At 67.4% G+C, this 23,974-nt stretch carries 22 protein-coding genes; 11 read left to right on the top strand and 11 right to left on the bottom strand.

The genetic code is table 11. The features are described from left to right. Nucleotides 1-451 precede the first annotated feature (451 nt). Complete coding sequence (locus PL79_RS31320) at nucleotides 452-1,540, top strand: calcium:proton antiporter (protein WP_044843305.1); 1,089 nt, start codon at nucleotides 452-454, stop codon at nucleotides 1,538-1,540. Between the two features lie 177 nt (nucleotides 1,541-1,717). Here the strand turns inward: PL79_RS31320 and PL79_RS31315 are convergent, their stop codons facing one another. Both PL79_RS31315 and PL79_RS31310 read right to left on the bottom strand, forming a co-directional pair. Further along, complete coding sequence (locus PL79_RS31315; RefSeq protein WP_044843304.1) at nucleotides 1,718-2,851, bottom strand: transporter substrate-binding and LysM peptidoglycan-binding domain-containing protein; 1,134 nt, start codon at nucleotides 2,849-2,851, stop codon at nucleotides 1,718-1,720. Between the two features lie 20 nt (nucleotides 2,852-2,871). Continuing rightward, on the bottom strand, nucleotides 2,872-3,642 hold the full coding sequence (locus PL79_RS31310) for a hypothetical protein (protein WP_044843303.1): 771 nt from the start codon (nucleotides 3,640-3,642) through the stop codon (nucleotides 2,872-2,874). A 12-nt stretch (nucleotides 3,643-3,654) separates the two neighbouring features. On the opposite strand from PL79_RS31310, the gene PL79_RS31305 reads away from it, so the two are divergent. Then, complete coding sequence (locus PL79_RS31305) at nucleotides 3,655-3,939, top strand: hypothetical protein (protein ID WP_044843302.1); 285 nt, start codon at nucleotides 3,655-3,657, stop codon at nucleotides 3,937-3,939. Between the two features lie 297 nt (nucleotides 3,940-4,236). Here PL79_RS31305 and PL79_RS31300 read toward each other — a convergent pair whose 3' ends face one another. After that, nucleotides 4,237-5,148, bottom strand: coding sequence for a LysR family transcriptional regulator (locus PL79_RS31300; protein ID WP_235879360.1), 912 nt, complete (start codon nucleotides 5,146-5,148; stop codon nucleotides 4,237-4,239). A gap of 113 nt (nucleotides 5,149-5,261) precedes the next feature. Here PL79_RS31300 and PL79_RS31295 point away from each other — a divergent pair, with 113 nt between their 5' ends. Both PL79_RS31295 and PL79_RS31290 read left to right on the top strand, forming a co-directional pair. Beyond that, nucleotides 5,262-6,200: a 2-hydroxyacid dehydrogenase gene (locus PL79_RS31295; RefSeq protein ID WP_044843300.1), complete on the top strand. Its 939-nt coding sequence runs from the start codon at nucleotides 5,262-5,264 to the stop codon at nucleotides 6,198-6,200. A gap of 74 nt (nucleotides 6,201-6,274) precedes the next feature. After that, the gene (locus PL79_RS31290; RefSeq protein ID WP_044843299.1) at nucleotides 6,275-7,660 is read left to right on the top strand and encodes an MFS transporter; all 1,386 of its coding nucleotides are present in this window, start codon (nucleotides 6,275-6,277) and stop codon (nucleotides 7,658-7,660) included. 33 nt (nucleotides 7,661-7,693) lie between these two features. On the opposite strand, the gene PL79_RS31285 is transcribed toward PL79_RS31290, so the two are convergent. Continuing rightward, complete coding sequence (locus PL79_RS31285; RefSeq protein ID WP_044843298.1) at nucleotides 7,694-8,662, bottom strand: LysR family transcriptional regulator; 969 nt, start codon at nucleotides 8,660-8,662, stop codon at nucleotides 7,694-7,696. 366 nt (nucleotides 8,663-9,028) lie between these two features. On the opposite strand from PL79_RS31285, the gene PL79_RS31275 reads away from it, so the two are divergent. From PL79_RS31275 to PL79_RS31260, 4 genes are all read left to right on the top strand, one after another. Then, nucleotides 9,029-10,204, top strand: a complete 1,176-nt coding sequence (locus PL79_RS31275; protein WP_044843297.1) for an HPP family protein — start codon at nucleotides 9,029-9,031, stop codon at nucleotides 10,202-10,204. Nucleotides 10,205-10,321: 117 nt separating this feature from the next. Continuing rightward, on the top strand, nucleotides 10,322-10,735 hold the full coding sequence (locus PL79_RS31270; protein WP_044843296.1) for a MarR family winged helix-turn-helix transcriptional regulator: 414 nt from the start codon (nucleotides 10,322-10,324) through the stop codon (nucleotides 10,733-10,735). Between the two features lie 30 nt (nucleotides 10,736-10,765). After that, nucleotides 10,766-12,553, top strand: a complete 1,788-nt coding sequence (locus tag PL79_RS31265) for a chloride channel protein (RefSeq protein ID WP_044843295.1) — start codon at nucleotides 10,766-10,768, stop codon at nucleotides 12,551-12,553. Nucleotides 12,554-13,044: 491 nt separating this feature from the next. Further along, nucleotides 13,045-13,377, top strand: coding sequence for a hypothetical protein (locus PL79_RS31260; RefSeq protein WP_185643516.1), 333 nt, complete (start codon nucleotides 13,045-13,047; stop codon nucleotides 13,375-13,377). 113 nt (nucleotides 13,378-13,490) lie between these two features. Here the strand turns inward: PL79_RS31260 and ppnP are convergent, their stop codons facing one another. Both ppnP and PL79_RS31250 read right to left on the bottom strand, forming a co-directional pair. Next, nucleotides 13,491-13,811: a pyrimidine/purine nucleoside phosphorylase gene (gene ppnP / locus PL79_RS31255; RefSeq protein WP_006478890.1), complete on the bottom strand. Its 321-nt coding sequence runs from the start codon at nucleotides 13,809-13,811 to the stop codon at nucleotides 13,491-13,493. Between the two features lie 163 nt (nucleotides 13,812-13,974). Beyond that, on the bottom strand, nucleotides 13,975-14,877 hold the full coding sequence (locus PL79_RS31250) for a LysR substrate-binding domain-containing protein (protein WP_044843294.1): 903 nt from the start codon (nucleotides 14,875-14,877) through the stop codon (nucleotides 13,975-13,977). A gap of 198 nt (nucleotides 14,878-15,075) precedes the next feature. Between PL79_RS31250 and PL79_RS31245 the strand changes: the two genes are divergently transcribed. From PL79_RS31245 to PL79_RS31235, 3 genes are all read left to right on the top strand, one after another. Continuing rightward, nucleotides 15,076-16,260, top strand: coding sequence for a M20 aminoacylase family protein (locus PL79_RS31245; RefSeq protein ID WP_044843293.1), 1,185 nt, complete (start codon nucleotides 15,076-15,078; stop codon nucleotides 16,258-16,260). Nucleotides 16,261-16,303: 43 nt separating this feature from the next. Then, the gene (locus PL79_RS31240; protein WP_044843292.1) at nucleotides 16,304-17,623 is read left to right on the top strand and encodes an MFS transporter; all 1,320 of its coding nucleotides are present in this window, start codon (nucleotides 16,304-16,306) and stop codon (nucleotides 17,621-17,623) included. 242 nt (nucleotides 17,624-17,865) lie between these two features. Then, the gene (locus tag PL79_RS31235) at nucleotides 17,866-18,408 is read left to right on the top strand and encodes a cysteine hydrolase family protein (protein WP_044843291.1); all 543 of its coding nucleotides are present in this window, start codon (nucleotides 17,866-17,868) and stop codon (nucleotides 18,406-18,408) included. A 94-nt stretch (nucleotides 18,409-18,502) separates the two neighbouring features. On the opposite strand, the gene PL79_RS31230 is transcribed toward PL79_RS31235, so the two are convergent. The 5 genes from PL79_RS31230 to PL79_RS31210 form a co-directional block, all read right to left on the bottom strand. Then, nucleotides 18,503-19,606 (bottom strand): porin, encoded by a 1,104-nt coding sequence (locus tag PL79_RS31230; RefSeq protein ID WP_135801184.1) that lies wholly within the window; start codon nucleotides 19,604-19,606, stop codon nucleotides 18,503-18,505. 64 nt (nucleotides 19,607-19,670) lie between these two features. Continuing rightward, on the bottom strand, nucleotides 19,671-20,090 hold the full coding sequence (locus PL79_RS31225; protein WP_044843289.1) for a DoxX family protein: 420 nt from the start codon (nucleotides 20,088-20,090) through the stop codon (nucleotides 19,671-19,673). 178 nt (nucleotides 20,091-20,268) lie between these two features. Beyond that, nucleotides 20,269-21,546 carry a cytochrome c gene (locus PL79_RS31220; protein WP_044843288.1) on the bottom strand — a complete coding sequence of 426 codons (1,278 nt, stop codon included), beginning with the start codon at nucleotides 21,544-21,546 and terminating at the stop codon, nucleotides 20,269-20,271. Between the two features lie 2 nt (nucleotides 21,547-21,548). Beyond that, a complete protein-coding gene (locus tag PL79_RS31215) occupies nucleotides 21,549-23,168 on the bottom strand; it encodes a GMC family oxidoreductase (protein WP_044843287.1) in 1,620 nt (539 codons plus the stop codon). Then, nucleotides 23,168-23,674: a sugar dehydrogenase complex small subunit gene (locus PL79_RS31210; protein WP_044843286.1), complete on the bottom strand. Its 507-nt coding sequence runs from the start codon at nucleotides 23,672-23,674 to the stop codon at nucleotides 23,168-23,170. The genes PL79_RS31215 and PL79_RS31210 overlap by 1 nt, the downstream gene beginning before the upstream one ends. Nucleotides 23,675-23,974 lie beyond the last annotated feature (300 nt).

Below are 23,974 nucleotides of genomic sequence, written 5' to 3'. Positions count from 1 at the left end.
CGTTACGAAAAGCGCAAGAACAAAAAATCGAACGATCGGGGCACTTTTTTGAAACCGAAAGGTCAATGAAAGCGTTCGATTATGAGATGGTGTCCCCCGAACGCCTGATAAAATTCGACAAATCGCCGGATTTCAGGGGGGAAACCGCGTGTCACGCCGCTGCCGTCCACCGCCTGCCATCCTTTCGGGGTCGAAATCGCGCCAGCGGTCCGCGTATGTCGTGACGTACCCGCGCCCCGCCCTCGGCACCCGATCGCATCGAACCGTTTCATCCCGCGACGGGCTTCGGCCCGCCCGCGCCCCTCGCCGCTTCACGGCGGCGAATCCAGGGCAGCACGGCTCCGCGCTGCCGCCCATCAGCATCATCGTCCACGTTCGGCGGATCATCCGGCCGGGCTTCGTCAACCCGTGACGGCGCGTCGCGCGCCGCCACTCGCATAGGAAACCGTCCATGCCGCTCTCGTCCAACCAGCTCCCGCGCTGGACCCTCGTGGCCCCGCTTGCCGCGTGGCTGGTACTCGCGCTGTCGCGCGTCGTGCCGGCCGAAGGCCTCGTCATCGCCGTGTTCGCCGCCGCCCTCGCCGGCTCCGTATTCGCCGCCGTCCACCATGCCGAAGTCGTCGCGCACCGCGTCGGCGAGCCGTTCGGCACGCTCGTGCTGGCAGTCGCCGTGACCGTCATCGAGGTCGCGCTGATCGTGTCGGTGATGCTCGGCGCCGGCCCCGAGAAATCGGGCCTCGCGCGCGATACCGTGTTCGCCGCGGTGATGATCATCTGCAACGGCATCGTCGGCCTGTGCCTGCTGGTCGGGGCGTGGAAGCACGGCGAGCAGGATTTCCAGGGACGCGGCGCGAGCAAGGCGCTCGCGGTGCTCGCGTCGCTGTCGGTGCTGTCGCTCGTGATGCCGAACTACCTGAACGCCGCGCCGGGCCCGTTCTTTTCGAAATCGCAGCTTGCGTTCGCCGGCGTGTCGTCGCTCGTGCTGTACGGCGCATTCGTATTCGTGCAGACCGTGCGCCACCGCGACTACTTTCTCACCGAGCACGACAGCGCGAACGAATCAGTGCATGCGGCACCGCCGAGCGGCCGCACCGCGCTGATCAGCCTCGTGCTGCTGTTCGTGAGCCTCGTCGCGGTCGTGCTGCTCGCGAAGCTGCTGTCGCCGGCCGTCGAGCATGCGGTGATGAAGCTCGGCGCGCCGGAAGCGGCGGTCGGCATCGTGATCGCCGCGCTGGTGCTGCTGCCCGAAGGGCTCGCGGCCGTCACCGCCGCGCGGGCGAATCGCCTGCAGACCAGCATGAACCTCGCGCTCGGTTCGGCGCTCGCGAGCATCGGGCTCACGATCCCGACCGTCGCGGCCGTGTTCATCTGGGTCGGCCAGCCGCTCACGCTCGGCATCGGCGCGATGGAAACCGTGCTGCTGTCGCTGACGCTGCTCGTCAGCACGCTGACGCTCAGCCAGGGACGCACGACGGTGCTGCACGGCGTCGTGCATCTGTCGCTGTTCGCGGCGTACCTGTTCCTGTCGGTCACGCACTGATGTAAAGCGGCGCGGGCCCCGGCGGATCCTCTCCGCCGGGGCCCGCGCGCCGCTCACCTTCCTCCGCTCACCTTCCTCCGCTCACCTTCCTCCGCTCACCTTCCTCCGCTCCACCTTCTTCGCTCCACCTTCTTCGCTTCACCTTCTTCGCTTCACCTTCTTCGCTTCACACCGCCGCTACCGGACCGGAATCACCAGATGCTGGCCGGCCAGGATCAGGTTCGGGTTCGCGAGGTTGTTGCGGCGCTGGATCTCGCGATAGCGCTGGCCGCTGCCGAGCTTGCTCGCCGCGATCAGGTTCAGCGTGTCGCCGGCCTTCACCACGTACGTATGCTCGCCGGACGCGGCCGCGGTCGTCATCGTCTGGTCGCTGACGAAGTACTTGCGCAGCAGGTCCAGATACTGCGGCGACTGCTTGAGCTTCGCGATCGCGGCGTTCAGGTAGATCAGCAGGTCCTGGTCGTCGGCGCGCACGCCGATCTTGTACGCGATGTTCGAGCCGTCGAGCTTGGTCACCGCGAACTTCAGGTCGGTCCCCTTGATCGAGCTGACCGCGAACGGATAGTCGTAGACGAACGCGTCGACAGCACGGCCGTCGAGGCTCTTCGCGATGAATGCCGGATCGGAATCGTCGATCTCGACGAAACGGACGTTCGGATACTGGCGCGTGACGAACGCACGCACGTCCGGGTCGCCCTTCAGGATGCCGACCGTCTTGCCGGCCAGATCGTCCGCCGAGCGGATCGCGGAGCCTTGCCGCACGATCAGCGAATAGCCGAAATCGTCGACGTACGGCACCGAGTAGACGACGCCCGCCGGCGTGTTGTCCGGGAACGTCAGCCCGTCCATCGCGACGTCGACGACATGATTGCCCTTCGCATCGGTGTCGAGCAGTTGCTTCGGCACGCCCGGATACGTGTCGACTTCGTGACGCGTATCGACGACGATCGGCTTGCCGCCGCGCGAGAACGACGGATCGGCGAACAGCAGCCGCGCGAATTCGACGTTGAAGCCGTGCGGCGCGCCCTTGTCCTCGCCGAAGAACGGCTCGCTCGGGTTCTGCACCGAGACCCGCACGATGCCGTTTTCCGCGATCGATTTCAGCGTGTCGGCCTGCGGCGTGAAGCCGGCCGGCAGCACGTTGCCCGACCCCGAGGGCTGCGCGGGCTGGCCTGCGCCGGCCGATTGCGCGGAGGCCGCGTCAGGCGCCGCGTCGTGCGCGGGAATCAGTGTCGACAGGCCGCCCTGGTGGACGATCCATACGCCGACGAGCACCACCAGGAACACGACTGCACCGAGAAGTTTTTTCATGGTTGCGTGCCTGCGGAAAGTTATTGTTGTTTCGACGGCAATGCGGCGGCCCGTGCCGCATCGGGGCCGGGCACGGGGGTGCCGTTCATCACCGCCTGCTGTTGCGCCTGCTTGACCTCGGGGTTGTCCAGCAGCGACGTCTCCATTTCGGAGAACGCCTTGTTCACCGAGCGCATCACCGAATCGACGGCCACGTCGGTCTTGATCTGCTCGAACGTATCGGCCGTCTGCCGGCCCGCGAGCTTGTTCATGTGCTGCGCCGCCTGCGACATGTCCCACATCGCCTTCGCGCGGTCGATCGCCGATGCGAAATTCTTCAGCTCGACCTGCACCTGCTTGTAGCGGCCTTCGCGGAACGCGAGCAGCTGCTTCATCGTGTCGAGCTGCGCGCGAAAGCGTGGCGCGTCGTCCGGATACTGCTTCTCGAACAGCTCGGTCTTGTCCTCGAAGTTCTTCACTTCGGTGCGGAACGCGGTGATGCTGTCCGCGAATTTCTGCGCCGCGTGGCGCTTTTCCGCGAGCTGGTTGATCAGCGTCTCGATCGGATTCGCCTGTGCTTCCTCGACGATCATCTTCACCTTCTGGTTCGCGAACTTCATCGCGACGACCGGCGCGAAATAGATCGCCCCGAGGCCGATCACGGCCGCGGTGACCAGCGCGATCACCCCCTTCAGGATGAACAGCGCGGCCGGTGCCGCGATCGCGACGCCGGCGACGATGATCGCCCATTTGATCAGCCTTGCCTTGCCACTCCCCGAACTGCCGTTTGCTTCATTCGAAAGCTGCGACATGAGTTTCTCTCCTTGAACCTCGAACTGAACTGCGTGCGTGTGCTACGTCATGCTCAATCGAAATGCTTCGGACTCCAGTGGCGCCGCGCGCGCGGGGCGGTCGGCGCCACGATGCGTGGACGCGTGGCGGCGGCGTCACGAGACACCGGTGCAGGCGTCATGCACGATACGATATTCAGGTGCGGCGGGCTGGCGCGCGACACGGCGGCGCCGATCGGCACCGTTCATCGGCGCGGCCAGCGCGCGAACGGGAAAGTGTACCGACGCACGGTACGAAACGGGATGACGGATACGTGACGCGACGGGCGTCGGGAGGATCGTGGTTCCGGCGGGCCGGTGGCTGCGGCGCCGGGATTCCGGTACGAGTGCGTGAAGGCTCATCGTTGTTCTTGTGCGCGTCGCTGATGCGGGAACGCGCGGCCAGCGCGCCCCGCTCCAAATGCACGCACGTATCCTGCGCCGACCGGCATGCAGCGTCAAGCGGTCGGCGCGATGCGTTGCCTTTCGCGAGCGCACGCGTGCACGACGCGCCAGCTTTCGGAACGGTAAGGATGTTGCCGACGCAGCGATTCGCCGCGCTCGGTCCGACTGCCTCTAAACGACGCCGCCGTCCGTCCCTTCCGTCAGAAACTGCTCGACCATCGCGTTGAACACCGGCAGCGCCGGATTGTCGTTGTCCGCTCGCCACGCGAGATACAGCTCCGCCGCGACGTCGACGTCCGCAAGCGGCCGGAACACCACGCCGTCCACATGCAGCTCGCGCGCCGACGCCGGCACCAGCGCCGCACCCAACCCGGCACGCACCAGGCCGAGGATCGTATGCGTCTGCCCGACGTAATGCAGGTAGTTCGGCAAGCGCCCGGCGCCGGCGAACATCCCCGAGATCATGTCGTGGAAGTACTTGCCTTCGTTCGGCGAATACGCGATGAACGGCTGGCGTCGAGCTGGTCCGGGCCGATCCGCTCGTACGCGGCCAGCGGCGCGCCCTGCGCGACCGCGACGAGCATCGGCTCGCGTTGCACGAGCCGGTATTCGAGCGGATGCGCCGCCGCGCGCTGGCGCGCAACGAAGCCCGCATCGAGCATTGCGCGACGCCAGCGCGTCGATCTGCACCGTCGACACCATTTCACGCAGTTCGACGTCGACGTCGGGCAGCGCGTGCGCCGCATGCGCGAGCAGCGCCGGAATCATCCGGTACGCGCTGACGGCCGTGAAGCCGAGCGTGATGCGGCCGGCCCCGCCATGCGCGACGCGCTGCGCGGCCTGTTCGGCCCGCGCGGAAAACTCGAGGATGTGCCGTGCGTCGCGCAAGAAGCGCTCGCCGGCCGCGGTCAGCCTGACCTGCCGGCTGCTGCGTTCGAGCAGCGCGATGCCGAGCGCGTGCTCGAGCAACTGGATCTGCCGGCTGAGCGGCGGCTGCGTCATGAAGAGCCGCCTGGCCGCGCGCCCGAAATGCAGTTCCTCGGCCACGGCGACGAAGCAGCGAAGCTGGTTCAGTTCAATCATTCAAATCTTGAATCAATTGATAGCGTCTTGATGTTAGACCGATATCGATTCGATTCCTATACTCGGTTGCACCTGATGCGCGGCCCGCGCCGCGCACGCCGACCGAGACCCTCATGACCATCGACCTTCTGCTCACCCAGCCGCTTCCCGACACCATCGACGCCGAACTGTCCGCCCGCTACGCGGTGCATCGGCTGTATGCGGCCGACCAGCCCGACGCGCTGCTCGATCGCGTCGCATCGCGCATCCGCGGCGTCGTCACGGGCGGCGCGAACGGGTTGCCGGCCGCGTTGATGGCGCGGCTGAGCGCGCTCGAGATCATCGCGATCAACGGTATCGGCACCGACGCCGTCGATCTCGAGCTCGCCCGCGCACGCGGCATTCACGTGACGACGACGCCCGACGTGCTGACCGACGACGTCGCCGACATGGCGCTGGGGCTGATCCTGATGACGCTGCGCGACCTCGGCGCCGGCGAGCGCATCGTGCGCGCCGGCCGCTGGGGCAAGGCGGCGCAGCCGCTCGCGACGCAGGTGACGGGCAAGCGGCTCGGCATCGTCGGCCTTGGCCGCGTAGGACGTGCGATCGCGCAGCGCGCGCAGGCGTTCCGGATGCCGGTCAGCTATTTCGGCCCGCGCGAACACCGCGACAGCGGCTATCGCTACGTGCCCGACCTCGCCGCGCTCGCGCGCGACAGCGACGTGCTCGTGCTCGCGGCGTCCGCCGATCACGGCAACGTGCTCGTGACCGCCGACGTGCTCGCCGCGCTCGGCAGCAAAGGATTCCTGATCAACGTCGCGCGCGGCAAGCTCGTCGACGAAGCCGCGCTCGTGCGCGCGCTCGCCGACGGCACGATCGCCGGCGCGGGGCTCGACGTGTTCGCCGACGAACCGCGCGTGCCGGCCGCGCTGCTCGAACTCGAGCGCGTCGTCGTGCAGCCGCACCGCGCGAGCGCCACGCACGAGACACGCGAACGAATGGGCCGGATCGTGCTCGCCAACCTCGCCGCGTGCTTCGCGGGCCAGCGGCCGCCGACGAGCGTTACAGGCTGACCGCCGCACGCCCCTCCCCGACCAAGACAACATCCAATGAAACGCCTCCGCACGACGGAGGCCAGGAGACTCGCATGCCCAATCGATCCAGCGGCGGCGCAGCCGTCGCCGCCTCTTCCACCTCTCCCGCCTCATCCACAGCGTCGCGCACGATCGGCCGCGTCCGTTACACGGTCCTCGCGCTGATCTTCGCCGTCACCGTCGTCAACTATGCGGACCGCGCGACGATGTCGATCGCCGGAACCGGCGTCGCGCACGCCCTCGGGCTCACGCCCGTGCAGCTCGGCATCGTGTTTTCCGCGTTCGCGTGGGCCTATGCGCTCGGCCAGATCCCGGGCGGCTGGCTGCTCGACCGTTTCGGCGCGCGCCGCGTGTATGGCCTGAGCCTGCTGCTGTGGTCGATCTTCACGATGCTGCAGGGCACGGTCGGCTGGTTCGCCGTGCAGGGGGCGGCCGCGACGCTCGCGCTGTTCGCGATGCGCTTCATGCTCGGCCTCGTCGAATCGCCGGCGTTCCCGGCCAATTCGCGGATCGTCGCGTGCTGGTTTCCGACCGCGGAGCGCGGCACCGCATCCGCACTGTTCAACTCCGCGCAGTACATGGCCGTCGTGCTGTTCACGCCCGCGATGGCGTGGCTCACGCATGCGCTCGGTTGGGAACACGTGTTCCTGTGGATGGGGATGCTCGGTGTCGCGCTGTCGGCGCTCTGGTTCGCGTGGTATCGCGAGCCGCACGGCCATCCGCGCGTGAGCGACGCCGAGCGCGACTACCTGCGCGCGCACGGTGCGCTCGTCGATCTCGAAGCGAACCGCGTCCGCGAGCGCTCGCGCCTGTCGTGGCGCGACGCGTCGCAGCTGTTCCGCCACCGCAACCTGTGGGCGATCTACATCGGCCAGTACTGCATCACCGCGCTCACCTACTTCTTCATCACGTGGTTCCCGATCTACCTGATCAAGGGGCGCGGGATGACGATCATGGAAGCCGGCTGGGTGGCCGCGCTGCCGGCGCTCTGCGGCTTCACGGGCGGCGTGCTCGGCGGCGTGCTGTCGGACTGGCTGATCCGGCGCGGCGTGCATCCGTCGCGCGCCCGCAAGACGCCGTTCGTCGTCGGGATGGCGCTGGCGACGCTGCTCGTGCTCGCGAACGGCGCGTCGTCGAATGCCGTCGTGATCGCGCTGATGACGATCGCGTTCTTCGGCAAGGGGCTCGCGGCGGTCGGCTGGGCCGTGCTCGCCGACACCGCGCCCGAAGGGATGGTCGGCCTGAGCGGCGGCGTGTTCAACGGTCTCGGCAACCTCGCGGGGATCGTCACGCCGCTCGTGATCGGCTACTTCGTCGCGCACACGGGCTCGTTCGCGGGCGCACTGTGGTTCGTCGCCGCGCACGGGCTGCTCGGCATCGCCGCCTACGCGTGGCTCGCCGGCCGCTTCGAACGGATTCGCGTCACGCCGGACGCGTGATACCGGGCGCCGCCGGGCGTGCGACCGGCGGCATCAGGCGCGCTGGCGGCTGCCCGGCATCGGCTCGACCGCAAGCCGGTCGAGTTCGCGCAGGTCGTTCTCCAGCGCGGGCGTGAGCGTCGTGCGCAGATGGTCGAGGAAGGTGCGGATCTTCGCATCGAGATAGCGGCGCGTCGCATAGACCGCGTACACGCTGACGGTCTGCAACCGATACTCGGGCAGCACGCGGATCAGGCGCCCCGCGCGCAGGTCGTCGAGCACCGTATACAGCGCGACGCACGCGATGCCGCGCCCCGCCCGCACCGCGACGCACAGCGCATCCGGCACGTTGACCTGGAACGGTGCCGGCTGCAGTTCGTAGACCGTCTCCTCGCCGTCGTCGCGCTCGAGCCGCCACTCGCTGGCCGGCGATGCCGGCGTATCGAGGCGCAGGCACACGTGGTTCGGCAGGTCGTCGGGCGTCTTCGGCGTGCCGTGCCGCGCGAGATATTCGCGCGACGCGACCAGCACGCTGCAACTGGTGCCGCAGGTCTGCGCGACGTAGCCGGAATCGGGCAGCTGCGACGCGGTCACGATCGACACGTCATAGCCTTCCTCGACGAGATTCGGCATCCGTTGCGCGAGCGTCAACTCGACCGACACGTCCGGGTTGTCTTCCTGGTAGCGCACGATCGACGACACGACATGACTCTGCCCGAGCCCCGTCATCGCATGGATCCGCATCTTGCCGCTCGGCCGCAGCAGCGCGTTGCGGGCCTCGGCGTTCGCGTAGTCGAATTCGGCGAGGATCGATTTCGCACGCTCGAAGTAGCGCTCGCCGCTTTCGGTGAGGCCGAGATGGCGCGTCGTGCGATGCAGCAGGCGCGTCTGTACGTGGGCTTCGAGGTTCGACACCGCGCGCGACACCTGCGCGGTGGTCGCATCGATTTCTTTGGCGACCGCGGTGAAACTGCCGGCTTCGACAACGCGCACGAACAGGCGCATGTTTTCGAGCATGTCCATTGAATTGGCTTGGGGAGTGTCGGTGGGGAAACGTCGGCGGCGCTCGCGTCAGACGGGAATCGGCGCGTGCGCGCGAACCACGCGCAAGCGATCACCATGCCGGGGAACGGGCGGGAGAGCGGGCATCGCGTGCGTGGTTGTGGCGTATCGGGGAATTCGGTGGCCCGAATTGTACGCCGCTGCAGACAAATTTGCGCGATCGCAGGGCCGCCAGGCTTTCATCCGATGAAAGGATCCTGCAAGACGGATGCGGCGCGCGCAGGCAACGCGTTGATGCAGCGCGACAATTTATATCACGACGCGATATAATCCTCGACGTCCTCGCGCTGCGTCATCCGCATCGTCACGTTTACCGCTCAATCGTCCATGTCGTCAGGCTCCTCCCCGTCGCGCCGCACCTTCCGCCAATGGCTGCACAGCTTCATTCCCCATCCGATGACGCTCGGCTGGCGCGAGCGCATGCGCTCGTGCGCGGGCGCGCTCGTCGGGATCGCGACGGTCGGCGTCACGATGCGGCTGCTGCCCGGCGTGCCGGGCCTCGTGCCGCTGCTCGTCGCGCCGATGGGCGCGTCGGCCGTGCTGCTGTTCGCGGTGCCCGCGAGTCCGCTCGCGCAGCCCTGGTCGATCATCGGCGGCAATCTGGTGGCGGCGACCGTCGGCGTCGCCTGCGCGCAGTGGATCGCCGATCCGATCACGGCCGCCGCGGTCGCGGTCGCCCTCGCGATCGGCGGCATGTTCGCGCTGCGCTGCGTGCACCCGCCGTCGGGCGCGGTCGCGCTGACGGCCGTGCTCGGCGGCCCGGCGATCCACGCGCTCGGCTTCCGCTTCGTGGTCGAGCCGATCGCACTGCAATCGGCGATCCTGCTGTCGGCCGCGCTCGTGTACCACGCGCTGACGGGCCACCGCTATCCGCACGGCGGCGTGCGCCACGACGCGAAGCCGCAAGGCGGCAGCGCCGCGCCGGCACGCGGCGGCTTCACGCGCGCCGATCTCGACGCCGTGCTGAAGCGCCGCGGCGAATGGCTCGACGTCGACCCGGACGACCTCGAAATGCTGCTGCGCGAAACCGAGATGCAAGCCTATGCGCGCACGTTCGGCCAGCTCACGTGCGCCGACCTGATGACGACGAACGCGATCGAAGTCGCGCCGTCGACGTCGGTCACGGCCGCGCTGACGCTGCTCGACCGCCATCGCGTGAAGGCGCTGCCCGTCGTGGACGGCAGCGATCGCCTGGTCGGCATCGTCACGCGCGCCGACCTCACGCGCCCGTTGCGCCGCCCGGTCCCGCTGTGGCGGCGGCTGGCCGCGCGGCTGCCGCAATCGTTCGGCGGCCGGCCGCCCAGCGTCGCGACCGTGATGACCCGCGACGTCGCATCCGTGCCGCAGACCATGTCGATCACCGCGCTGGTGCCGCTGTTTACGCATTCGGGCCATCACCACATCCCGGTCGTCGACGCATCGCGTCGGCTCGTCGGCATCATCACGCAGACGGATCTCGTCACCGGCCTGTACCGCCAGACGCAGATGCTCGAAGCCGCGTAACGCGGACGCTCAACGGAGCCGACGATAGCGCAATGTATCCATTTCGCCGAAATTCGGCCACTTATATCATATTGTGATATATTTAGCGTTACCGAAACTGCTGCCCGACCGACCGCAATGACCGATATCCGACGCGCGCTGACCAAAAGCGATTTCCAGCAACTGTCCGAGTTCCGCTACCAGATGCGCCGTTTCGAGCGCTTCTCCGAACGCGCCGCGCAAAGCGAAGGCGTGACGCCGCTGCAGTACCTGCTGCTGCTGCACATCAAGGGCTATCCGCACCGCGAATGGGCCACCATCGGCGAACTCGCGGAACGCCTGCAGGCGCAGCATCACGGCGTCGTTGCGCTGGTGACGCGCTGCGAGGCGCTCGGGCTCGTGAAGCGCAAGACGAGCGAAGCGGACCGCCGGCAGGTCGAGGTCCACCTCGAGGAAGCCGGCGAGACGCTGCTCGCCCACCTCGCGGCCATGCATCGCGCGGAACTGAAATCGCTCAAGGGCACGTTCCAGGTTCCGCAGATCAATAACTGACCCTGGCTTTACCGACCTATCCTCACGCCGATGAACGCACCACACAAACGCGACTTCTCGACCAACGAACGCCTGCCCAGGATCGCGTTGCTCGCTGCCGGGATCGGCTTGCTCGGCACGCTGGCGGCGTTCGTGCTGTCGAGCCTGATCCACCTGTTCACGAACCTGTTCTTCTTCCAGCAGTTTTCGTTCGCCGACCGTTCGCCCGCGCACCACACGCTCGGCGCATGGGTGATCGTCGTGCCGGTGATCGGCGGGCTGATCGTCGGGCTGATGGCGCGCTTCGGTTCGGAGAAGATCCGCGGCCACGGCATTCCCGAAGCGATCGAGGCGATCCTGTTCGGCAAGAGCCGCATGTCGCCGAAGGTCGCGATCCTCAAGCCGCTGTCGTCGGGTGTCGTGATCGGCAGCGGCGGACCGTTCGGTGCCGAAGGCCCGATCATCATGACGGGCGGCGCGCTCGGCTCGCTGATCGCGCAATGCGTGCACGTGACCGCCGCCGAGCGCAAGACGCTGCTCGTCGCGGGCGCGGCCGCCGGCATGACCGCCGTGTTCGGCACGCCGGTCGCCGCCGTGCTGCTCGCGGTCGAACTGCTGCTGTTCGAATGGCGTCCGCGCAGTTTCCTGCCGGTCGCGCTCGCCTGCGCGGTCGCCGGTTTCGCCCGCGCCGTGTTCTTCGGAGTCGACCCGCTGTTTGCGCTGACCACGGCGCCGCCGACGCCCGTCGCGCTGCTGTCGTGCATCGTCGCGGGCCTGCTGTCGGGCGCGCTCGCGTGCGGCCTGTCGGCCGCGCTGTACCGCGTCGAGGACACCTTCGCGAAGCTGCCGGTGCACTGGATGTGGTGGCCGGCGCTCGGCGCGATCGTGATCGGCATCGGCGGCTGGCTCGAGCCGCGCGCGCTCGGCGTCGGCTACGACGTGATCGGCGACCTGCTGCACCAGCACATCGCGCTGAAGATCGCGCTCGCACTGTTGACCGTGAAGGCCGTGATGTGGGTGATCGCGCTCGGCTCCGGCACGTCCGGCGGTGTACTCGCCCCGCTGCTGATGCTCGGCGCGGGCCTCGGCACCGTGCTGTCGCCGGTGCTGCCCGGCGGCGATCCGGCGCTGTGGCCGCTCGTCTGCATGGCCGCGACGCTCGGCGCCACGCTCGGTGCGCCGCTGACCGCGATCGTGTTCGCGTTCGGCCTCACGCACGACGCGAACGCGCTGCTGCCGCTGCTCGCGGCGACGCTCGTCGCGCACGGCTTCGCGACCGTCGTGATGAAGCGTTCGATCATGACGGAAAAGATCGCGCGCCGCGGTTACCACATCTACCGGGAATACGGCGTCGATCCGCTCGAACGCCATGACGTGGCCGAGGTGATGACGCCGGCCGACGAGCTCGTCGCGATCGACGGCGCCACGACGCTCGACGCCGTCGAGTCGCAGTACTTCGGCGCGAAGCAGACGCACCGTGCGTACCCCGTCGTGCAGAACGGACGCCTGCTCGGTCTCGTCGATCGCGCGACGCTCGACGCGCAGCGTGCGCAAGCCGGTCCCGGCGCGGCGCTCGCGAACGCGTTCATCGATCGTGCGCCGGCCGTCGCGCACGCGCACGAAACGTGCCGCGTAGTCGCGTCGCGGCTCGCGATGCTCGGCCTCGAACGCCTGCCGGTCGTCGACGATCCGCAATCGCTGCGCATCATCGGCATCGTGTCGCGCAGCGATCTCATCAAGCCCGCGCTCCAGCACTTCGACGACGAACACAAGCGCGAACGCTTCCGCCCGGTCGTACCGGTCAACCTGCGCGACGCCGGTGCGCGCAAGGCCAGCTGATACGTACCGCGCGCTTCACCGTCCCCCGCCGTTCCGGATCGGCGCGCACCCTGCGCGCCGGTTCGCATTCCGCCGCGTCGGCGTTTAAACTTGGTTGACAATTCATCGGACGAAAGTTTGTCATCATGGTGCTCATGCGACGGGGCCACCCTTTCAGCCATTCCACTTCGTCATCCAATAAAGAAGCGTCGCGGCGCGACATGCAGATACATGCAGCGCGCCGCGGCCGTCAATCCGCCACACCACAGGGCAGCGAGCCGACCTCACGACGCATGACGTCGTCGCCGCGTCCCCGCCTCCACGCGGGCCGTGCGCGACCCATGCCGCATCGCAACAGAACGGACAGCATCCGGATTGTCGTTTGGCAAGCGTGTTAACAACTTGTTTCGGAATCGCCGGAACCGCATTTGTCCGATGCAATCTCACAAGAACGCAGTTCAAGTTCTGCTGCGCATCCCGCTCAATCAATCACGACTCGAGGGAGATAAAACGTGAACGTGAAATACTTACCGCTCATCGCATTGACCGTGGCAATTTCCGCACACGCAGCCGATCCGGCCATGCAGAACGTGGGGCAAAGCCAGAAGTCCGCGGAGGACGTGTCGGCGTGCATCGCAAAGACCTGGGCCGACAAGTCGCAGCAACAGGTGGTCACGCAGAACGTGCTCGCCAACGGCCTCGCGACCGATGTCTACGTACCGGGCCAGCAACCGCCGAACGGCGCGGCCGCGATGGTTCGTCCGGCGTCGAAGCCGGGCGCGAAGACGTGGGTCGGCATGCGTGGCGACGCCGCTTCCGCGGGCGACATCAACGCCTGCCTGTAAGCTCCGCGCCGGACAGCGTTGCGCCGTCCGCATGCGACAAGCCCCGCTTCGAGCGGGGCTTTTTGTTTGGGCGCATCGGCCGCGCGCGCATGCCGCGGCCGGTGCTCATGCGCTTACAGGTAGCTGCAGACGTAGTCGAGCGTCTCGAGCACTTCGATGTCGAAGCGGCTCTTGCCCGGCACCGAGAACGACTCGCCGGCGCCGTAGGTTTGCCATTCGCTGCTGCCGTCGAGCTTCACGCGGCACTTGCCGGCCTGCACTTCCATCAATTCGGGCGCGTCCGTGCCGAAGTTGAGCGCGCACGGCAGGATCACGCCGAGCGTCTTGCGCGTGCCGTCCGGGAAGAGCACGGTATGCGACACGCACTTGCCGTCGAAATAGACGTTCGCGCGCTTGACGACCGATACGTTGTCGAATTGGGTTGCACTGGTCATGTGATGCCTCTGATTGCTGGATGCCGGATGGCGTGTTGTCGGAAGCCGGCCGGAACGGCGGGCCGGCCGCTATGATACCGGCTCGCGGCGAGCGCGCCGCGAGCGGGAATGGTCCGCGGTGCGCGGCAGATGTTCAGGATCACTACGCGATGCATTGCCCGACTCATCGGAGCCCCTTGCGCCGCGCGGAATCGCGCAGGCAGTCGAGCAGCATCGACGCGGCCGGCGTGAGCGGGCTGTCGCGACGCGTGACGACCTGCACGGACACGCCGGGCAGCCGCTCGCGGATCGGCAGCACCGCGAGCTGGTCGCGCGCCCACTCGCCCTGCAGCAGCTGTTCGGGCATCGACGCGATCAGGTCGCAGCCCGTCATCAGGCTGTGCGCGAGCCCGAAGCTCGGGCATTCGACGACCCGCTGCGGCACCGGCAGCCCGTACGCGACGAACGAGTTGAACAGCACCTGGGTCGAGCTTTCCGGCGACGGATTCATCAGCCAGTCGGCCTCGACGAGATCGGCCAGCGACGTGGCCGATGCGAGCGGATGCCCCTTGCGCGCGACGATCAGCGATCGGCTCGCATAGAGTTCCGCGTGGTCGAACTCGGCCGCCAGCAGTTCGGGCACGACGACGGCGACCGCGAAATCGAGCGAGCCGTCGTGCAGCCGCGGCAGCGCGACGCCGGGAAACCCTTCGATCAGATTGACGCGCGCGACCGGAAAGCGCCGCCGAAACGCGCGAAACGCGTCGGGCAGGATCGTCACCGCCGCGGCCGGCGTGATCGCCGCCGCGACCGAGCCCGTCATCGCGCCCTGCGCCTGCTCGATGTCGTCGCGCGCCCGCTGCATCTCGGCGACGATCAGCCGCGCGCGCACCTGCAGCTGCTGGCCGAACGCGGTGAGTTGCACGCCGCGCGCGGTGCGCACGACGAGCGACACGCCGAGCGCGATCTCCAGCTCCTTGACCGCCTTCGTCAGCGCCGCCGGCGACACGTTCAGGCGCCGCGCGGCCGCGCGGATGCTCCCTTCGTCCGCGACGGTGACGAACGCTTTCAGCTGATGGTATTTCATGGCGGCATGCGTGATTCGTGGAAACCCGACGCCCGGCCACGCGCAGCGGATCAGGGTATTCCCGAGCGGCAACCGGTGGTGAGCACCAAAGCAATTTAGCAGCTTCTGGTACCCGACAGAAATTTATATGCTTGGCCGTCATATGTGCGTCAAACGCCCACCGGCCCCACCTGCCTCACCTGCTCCACAGGAGACACCATGCTGCACGCCGTGAACCCCGTCATCCCCGGCATCGCCGCGATCGCCCCCGACCTGATCGACGTGCGCCGCCGCATCCACGCGCATCCGGAGCTCGCGTTCGAGGAAACGCTGACCAGCGATCTCGTCGCCGAGTTGCTCACGGGGTGGGGCTATGAAGTGCATCGCGGCATCGGCAAGACGGGCGTCGTCGGCGTGCTGCGCGAAGGACAAGGCACGCGCACCGTCGGCCTGCGCGCCGACATGGACGCGCTGCCGCTCGCCGAAGCCACCGGCCTGCCGTACGCGAGCCGCCACGCAAACAAGATGCATGCATGCGGTCATGACGGCCACACCGCGATGCTGCTGTGCGCGGCGCGCCACCTCGCCGCCACGCGCCAGTTCTCGGGCACGCTGAACCTGATCTTCCAGCCGGCCGAGGAAAACTTCGGCGGCGCGAAATCGATGATGGACGACGGCCTGTTCGAGCGCTTCCCGTGCGACGCGATCTTCGCGATCCACAACATGCCGGGCCGCGCCGCCGGCGACATGGCGTTCCGCGCCGGTGCCGCGATGGCGTCGGCCGACCGCGTGACGATCACGCTGCGCGGCGTCGGCGGTCACGGCGCGATGCCGCACTTCGCGCGCGACCCGATGTCGGCCGCGGGCAGCATCATGGTCGCGCTGCAGACGATCGTCGCGCGCGAGGTCGATGCGCAGCATGCGGCCGTGATCACCGTCGGCAGCGTGCAGGCCGGCGAGACCTTCAACATCATTCCGGAAACCGTCGTGATGAAGCTGTCGGTGCGCGCGCTGGACGCCGACGTGCGCGCGCTGCTCGCACGCCGGATCGACGCGCTCGCGAAGGGCCAGGCGGAAAGCTTCGGCATCACGGCGGAAGTCGACTACGACTACGGCTATCCGGTCCTCGTGAACCATCCCGAACCGACCGCATTCGCGGCCGACATCGCCCGCCAGATGCTCGGCGCCGATCGCGTGGAAACCGAAGCCGCGCCGCTGATGGGCAGCGAGGACTTCGCCTACATGCTCGAAGCACGCCCCGGCTGCTATGCGTTCATCGGCAACGGCATCGGCAGCAAGGGCGGCTGCATGGTGCACAACCCCGGCTACGACTTCAACGACGACATCCTCGCGATCGGCGCGAGTTACTGGGTCCGCGTCGCCGAAGCCTGGCTCGCGGCCTGACGGCCCTTCATCACGCAGTTCCGCGCCTTAGCAGGGGAACCTCATGGAAACGTCCGCCCTTCCGTTCGCCGGCTCGCCGGCCGATGCCCGCGCCGCCGCGAAGAAACGCCGCCTGATCGCGGCCGCCGCGGTCGGCAACGCGCTCGAGTTCTACGACTTCACGGTCTACAGCTTCTTCGCGATCCTGATCGGCAAGCTGTTCTTCCCGGTGCACTCGTCGTTCGGGCAATTGATGCTCGCGGTCGCGAGCTTCGGCGTCGGCTTCGTCACACGCCCGCTCGGCGGCCTCGTGATCGGCATGTATGCCGACCGCGCCGGCCGCAAGAAGGCGATGATCCTGACGCTGTTGCTGATGGCGCTCGGCACCGCGACGATCGCGATCGCGCCGACCTTCGCGCAGATCGGCCTCGCCGCGCCGCTGCTGCTCGTGCTTGCGCGCCTGTTGCAAGGGTTTGCATCGGGTGGCGAAGTCGGCGCGTCGACGACGCTGCTGCTCGAACAGGCGCCGCAGCATCGCCGCGGCTTCTACGCGTCGTTCCAGTTCTCGAGCCAGGGGCTCGCGGCGCTCGCCGGGGCGCTCACGGGCGTCGCGCTGACGTCGACGCTCAACGCCGCGCAACTCGAGAGCTGGGGCTGGCGCGTGCCGTTCATCATCGGCACGCTGTTCGTGCCGCTCGGCTACTGGCTGCGCCGCACCGTCGAGGAAGTGCCGGCCGCCACGCCGGCCGCCGCGCACGACGAACCCGTCGCGTCGCTGCCGCTCGCCGACGTGCTGCGCCATCACGGCAAGGCCGTGTTCGCCGGTCTCGGCGTGACGATCGGCGGCACGTCGATCCACTACATCATCGTGTTCTACATGGCGATCTACGGCGTGCAGGTGCTGCATCTGCCGACCTGGCTGTCGATGACGGCCGGCTGCGTCGCCGGCGCGATCCTGATGCTCGTGACGCCGATCGGCGGGCACCTGTCCGACGTGTTCGGCCGCAACCGGATCGTCTGGTGGACGCGCATCGTGCTGATGGCCGCGATCTATCCAGCGTTCATCGCGCTGAACCGCTGGCCGGGCGCCGCGTCGCTGCTGTCGATCATCGCCGCGCTGTCGATCGTGCACGCGATCAACATCGGCGCGACGGGTGCGATGCTCGGCGAGCTGTTCCCGCGGGCGGTGCGGGCGACCGGCGGCGCGCTCGTGTACAGCGTGGGCGTCGCGATCTTCGGCGGCTTCGCGCAGTTCTTCGTCACGTGGCTGATCGCGGCGACCGGCAATCCGAATGCGCCCGCGTGGTATGCGATCGGCTGCGGCGTGCTCACGCTGCTCGCGATTCGCTGCATGGACGAGAAGGCCGGGAAGGCGCTCGATTGAGCGGTGGCGGCGCGGGACGTGCGACACGTCATTGACGCAGCGAACGCGCATCGTGCATGATCGCTCCATGCACGACGCCACGCTCACCCTTTCGACGACTACGCGCACGACCGCCTTCGGCGGGCCCGTGCGGCCAGTGCGCGCAAGGTCGTAGCGCCCTTCACCGATTTCCACAGGCCCCGCCGGTTCCGGACGGGGTCTCGTCGTTTCTCCGTCCGTATCGGCCACTCAGGAGAAACGCGATGTCCGAAGCCCCATCCCCGAAACGTGCGCTGCTCGTCGTCGACATGCAAGTCGGGTTGTTCCATGGCCCCGATCGTCCGCATGACGGCGAACGCGTGCTGGCCAACGTCAACCGGCTGATTCGCCGCGCACATGAAGCCGGCGCGCCCGTGTTCGCCGTGCGCCACACCGGCCCGGCGGGTACGCCGATCGCGCCCGATGCGCCGCTCGCCGCATTGCTGCCGGCGCTCGCGATCGATACGGCACGCGACATCGTGTTCGACAAGACCCGGCCGAGTTGTTTCGCGGGCACGCGGCTTGCCGAGTGGCTGCACGCGGCCGGGATCGGCGAGATCGTGATTGCGGGGATGAAGACGCAGTACTGCATCGACACGGCGTGCCGCGCGGCCGCCGATCTCGGCTTTCGCGCCGTGCTCGTCGCCGATGCGCATACCTGCATGGATACGCCCGCGTTGCCGGCCGAGCGGATCGTCGCGCATCACAATGCGACGCTCGGCGGGCCGTTCGCGACGTTGACGACGACCGAGGCGTGCGGGTTCTGACCGGCAACGCATACGGCACGCCGCACGCCGGCCCCCGTAAACGCAACAAGGCACGGGCCACCCTCACCCGTGCCTTGCGTGCGCGCCGCCCCGCTCAGAACGTATGCATCATCCCCACATACGCGCCCGTCTGCGACTCGCCCGTCATCGGGCTCGTGCCCGACGTCGCGTCGCGCGGCGACGCGAGCAGCGAGAAGTTCGAATTCCCGCCGTTGCGCACGTACGCGACCGTCCCGTACAGGAACGTGCGCTTCGACAGGTTGTACGTCGTGCCGAGCACGTACATGATCGCGTGGCCCGACGGATCGTGCGACGCGTCGCCGCCGCCGTCGCCGACTTTCACGTAATACCCGCCGCCCGTCACCGCCCACTGCGGATTGGCCGTATAGGTCGCGCCGAGCCAGTAGTGATCGGCGCGATCGGCGACGCCCGCCGGGCTGTCCGGCGCCTGGTAGTGCGTATACGCGCCCTGGATCTTGAACTTCGACACCTTCACGTTCGCGCCGACGAAATACTCGCGCGACGCGGTGAAGATGTTGCTGAACTTGCCGTTGTTGTCGCGCAACTCGTCGTAGAGGCCGCGCACGTCGAGCATCGGCGAGTGATACGAGATCATGATCCCGTCCGAGCGGCCGAAGTCGTCGGCCGCGCCGTAGTTGAAGCCGCGCGACTGGTTGCCGAACGCATACTGCGCCTGCACGTCGAAGCCGCCTATCACCGGGCTGTGATATTCGACGTTGTTGCTGCTCTGCTGCCAGTTGCGGCCGCGCACGAGCGATGCAGACGAAAACGCCTGCTGCACGAACGGATCGAATTCCCACACGCCGTCGCTGTCGATGAACAGGTTGCGGCCGGCCTGCAGCTGGCCCCACGTGTCGCTCTTCAGGCCGACATACGCGCGGCGCGACCACATGCGTCCGCCGCCCGTCGTGCCGTTCATCACCTGGAACGCGGTTTCCAGGTTGAAGACCGTCGACATCCCGCCGCCGAGATCCTCGAAGCCCTTCAGGCCGAACATGCTGGTGCCCCAGTCGCCGCCTTCCGCGCTCCAGCGCGTCGAGCTGCCGCTGGGCGTCGCGATGTGGTTCAGGTATTCGACGCCGCCGTCGATCCGGCCGTACAGCGTCACGCTCGTCTGCGCGAACGCGGCCGCCGGTGCGGCGGCCACGATCAGCGATGCGAAATGTTTGAGTCGCAAAATGATGCCCCCTCAAAGTCTCGACCATCCGGCACACGCCCCATGCGCGCACCGGCGTTGCCGTTTACCCGCGATCGATCGAAAAACGCCCGGGGCCCGCCGCGCAAAGCGCGAGCAGGCCGCCCGAGATCGCGATGTTCTTGTAGAAATGAATCATGTTGTTGATCTGCTCGCCGCCCGACATCGTCCAGTAGTGATGGCCGATGAAGCCGGTGCCGATCGTATACAGCGCAAGCAGCAATGCGAGCGGCCGCGTCTGGAAACCGACGAGGAGCGCGATGCCGGCGAACAGCTCCATCACGACGGCGATCGCCGCCGAAATGATCGGCGCCGGCGCGCCCTCGCTTCCCATGAACGCGATCGTGCCGGAGAAGTCGACGATCTTCTTCCAGCCGAACATCACGAACAGGATCACGAGCAGGATCCGGGACAACAGCAGCAGCACATCGCGCTGGGACGCGAGAAACGGTTGATTCGGTGTCATGGTGTGATCAACGAAAGCGGTACGCGAACAGCGCGCACCGGATTGCCAACGAACCAGGGCGGGCGGCCGCCAAAGCCGCCCACCCCGCTCTGCAACAACCGGCATCGGGGCCCGCCCGATGTGCTGTGCCTCCTCTTCTTGTCAGAGTTGCCCTGCCTTTACTGCATCGTACCCGGCCTCAACGCGCCTTCGCGACGTCCTGCTCGGTCACCTTCGCGGCCGGGTTGCCGAACTGGCCGGTCAGGTAGTTCGTCAGCGCGGCGATCTGCGCATCCGACAGCTCGTTGCGGAACGCGGGCATCCCGACGTCCTCGCTGCCGGCCTTGCGCTGCACGCCGTTCAGGATCACCTGCACCAGGTTCGCCGGATTCGACGCGCCCACCGTCGAGTTGTGGAACAGCGACGGGTAATAACCGTCCGGCGTGCCCTTGCCCTGCATCTGGTGGCACGTCGCGCAGTTGCCGAGATACAGCCGCGCCGGATCGATGCCCGACGACGCCAGTGCGACGCCGCGCAGCTTCAGGCCGTCTTCCGCCGGCTTGCCCCACGACGAGCGCGACTGCTTCGCGTCGCCGTTGGCGACGGCCGGCACCGTACGGACGTACGTCGCGATCGCACCGATGTCGGCGTCGGTCATCTTCGAGAAGCTGTGCTCGACCGCCTCGGCCATCGGACCGGCTGCCTGCGCGACACCCGGCACGCTGCCGGTACGCAGGTACTGGACGAGCTGCTGCTGCGTCCAGCCGCCGATCCCCGCGTTCGGGTCGGACGTGATGTTGTAGCCGTCCCAGCCCGCCAGCACCGAGCCCGACAGGAAGCTGCCGCCGGTTTCGTCGAGCGACTTCTCCTGCATCGCGACGCCGCGCGGCGTGTGGCACGTGCTGCAGTGCGCGAGGCCCTGCACCAGGTACGCACCGCGGTTCCACTCGGCGCTCTGCGCCGGCTTCGGCTGGTATGCGCCGTCCTTCAGGAACAGCCAGTTCCAGATCTTCAGCGGCCAGCGCATGCTCAGCAGCGCGGGGATCTCGTTCTTCGGCGGCGTCTGCTTGACCGGTTCGACACCGTGCATGAAGTACGCGTAGAGCGCCTGCACGTCGTCGTCGCTGATCTTCGCGTACGACACGTACGGCATCGCCGGATACAGGTTGTCGCCGTTCTTCGACACGCCGTGGCGCACCGCGCGCTCGAAGTCGTCGAACGTCCAGTTGCCGATGCCGGTATCCGGGTCGGGCGTGATGTTGCTCGTGTAGATCTTGCCGAGCTTCGGCACCGGCATCCCGAGGCCGCCGGCGAACGGCTTGCCGCCCTTCGCGGTATGGCAGGCCATGCAGTCGCCCGCGACCGCGAGATATTCGCCGCGCTTGACCTGCGCGGGGTCGGCCGAATCGGCCGCGCGCACGAGGCCCGGCAGCGCGAGACAGCCGGCGAGGAGGAAGGTGAGAGTAGATTTCCGCACGGTCAGACTTCCTTCTTCAGCGTGTCCGACATCCGCAGCGCGAGCGCCGCGATCGTCAGCGTCACGTTCACCGTACCGACGGTCGGCATGGTCGAGCTGCTCGAGATGAACAGGTTCGGATGGTCGAACGTGCGGCAGTCCTTGTCGACGACCGAGTCGCGCGCGTCCGCGCCCATGATCGTCGCGCCCGTGATGTGGTTGTTCGGCGCGAACTCGTCGTTGAACACGACGTCCGTGCCGCCCAGCACCTGCGCCGCCGTCGCATAGACCTCGCGCGTATGCACGGCGCCACGCTTCACGTAGTCGTCGATCGCATACGTGATTTCCGGGCGCGGAATGCCGATCGCGTCGGTGGCCGTCTTGCTCGGCACGATGCGGTTCTCGGGCTGCGGCAGGATTTCGTGGAAGCAGTCGAACTGCACGTAGCGCGCGGAGCGGTCGCGGATCTGCGCGTCGAGCTCGTCGGCCTTCATCAGCTTGCCGGCCTTGAAGATCTTCTGCGTCTCCTGGTTGATACGCGACATGTTCGACAGATGGATCTTCTTCGCGGCTTCGGTCGCGCGGAACGGGCCGTCGCGGAAACCGATCAGCGACGTCATTTCCTGCGGGCCGCGGCCCGGCCACAGCTTCTCGCTCGCATAGAACGACACGCCCGTGCCCGGGTGGTCCATCAGGTTGCGCCCGACCATGTCGGAGCTGTTCGCGACGCCGTTCGGGAAGTCGCGGTTCGCCGACATCAGCAGGATCTTCGGCGTCTCGATGCCGTTCGCGGCCACCACGAAGTACTTGCCCTCGACGCGATGGTCGGCGCCCGTCTTGTCCTTGTAGATCGCGGCGACGATGCGCTTGTCCGGGCCCGTCTCGAGCTTGTACACGACCGCGCTGTCGATGAGCTTCGCGCCGGCCTGCTCGGCCTTCTCGACGTGCACGATGCCGTTGTACATCGCGCCGATCGGGCAGATCGGCATGCAGTTGTTGTTCCCGCAACAAGTCGGGCGGCCGTCGTACGGGCGGCTGTTGCGCGCGACCGGCTCGGTCACGACGTGGAACTTCGGGTCATGGCCGTTGAGCGCGCTCTTGATCGTCTGCTCGTTGAACGACAACGGCAGCGGCGGCATCGGGTACGGCTGCTTGCGCGGCGAATACAGGTCTTCCTCGGGGCCGGGGCCCCACACGCCGAGCTCTTCCTCGGCACGCTGGTAGTAATGCTCGAGATCGTCGTACTGGATCGGCCAGTCGCGGCCGACACCGTACACGGTCTTCATCTTGAAGTCGTTCGGGATGAAGCGCCACGCCGACGCGGCCCAGTGCCACGTCGTGCCGCCCACCGCGCGGATGTACTGCGAGTTGAACTTGTGCTCGCCCTTCAGGACCAGGTAGTCGTTCGGCGGGCCGTATTCCGGATGCGGCGCCCACGGGCTCGACGGGTACGGCGCCATGAAGTCGGTCTTGTCGGGCTGGTTGCGGAAGCGTTCGACGATTTCCCAGCGCGGCATGCGCGGGCCTGCCTCGAGCAGGATCACCGACTTGCCAGCCATCGCGAGCTGGTGCGCGACGATCGCGCCTGCGACACCGGACCCGACGACCACGACGTCGGCCTTTTGCGTATCGGTATCGGCCATCAGCCTTGCCTCTCGATCGGTTTTTCGGCCCAGAAGCCGGGTTTATTCGGGCAATACGAAGGAATCACGAGCGTATCGGACACGACGCTGAACATTAATGCTTCTTCGTAGGTAATTACGACGTTGTCGACGATGCCGAGATACCAGGCTTCGAGAATCGACAGCGCGGACGTTTGCTGATCGGGAGTCAACGAACCGGACGCGAGTGCGCCGGCGAGTTGCGACAGACCGTCGGCGGTCTTGAACGAGCCCTTCTGCAAGGCCTGCAGGAAGCGTTCGCCGAGCACGCGGCTCAGCCCTTTCTTGCCTGTCAGTGCTTCGGAGAGCGTCATGAACGTATCGAGCGGCGCGGTGCCGGGATTATCGGCCAGGGCCCGCAACGCCAGCGAGCCGGTGAGGCCCGCCGCCGTCAGCGCCAGTGCGCCCTGCAGCCATTGACGCCGCGTGATGCCGGATGCGGCTGCGTCGCGATCGCGACGCGAGTGGGGGGTGTTGTCGTTGTGCATGTTTCCTTCTCTCGAACACCGGATTCGGGAAAACCACGCTTGATATTTCTCAAAATTTCGCGCGGCCCTGAAATGTACGCGCTCAATTCGGATTGGACAATGCTTTTATAGTCCATTTAATGTTCCGCAATCCGAGACAATCGACATTTCGCGGCATCTTTGTGTCGTCGACGCGACAATTCCGTATCGGGATGCCGGCGTGTCGCAACCCGGCGACACGCCGCGTCCCGTCATCCGCTCGCATGCCCGTCGGTTAGAATCGCGTGCAATCAAACAGAAAGCTTCCCTCCGAGGGCATCG

This window comes from Burkholderia sp. USMB20, assembly GCF_000949135.2.
Classification (GTDB): domain Bacteria; phylum Pseudomonadota; class Gammaproteobacteria; order Burkholderiales; family Burkholderiaceae; genus Burkholderia.
The sequence above is the reverse complement of the archived record's forward strand: the minus strand, read 5'-3'. Positions and strand labels throughout refer to the sequence as shown.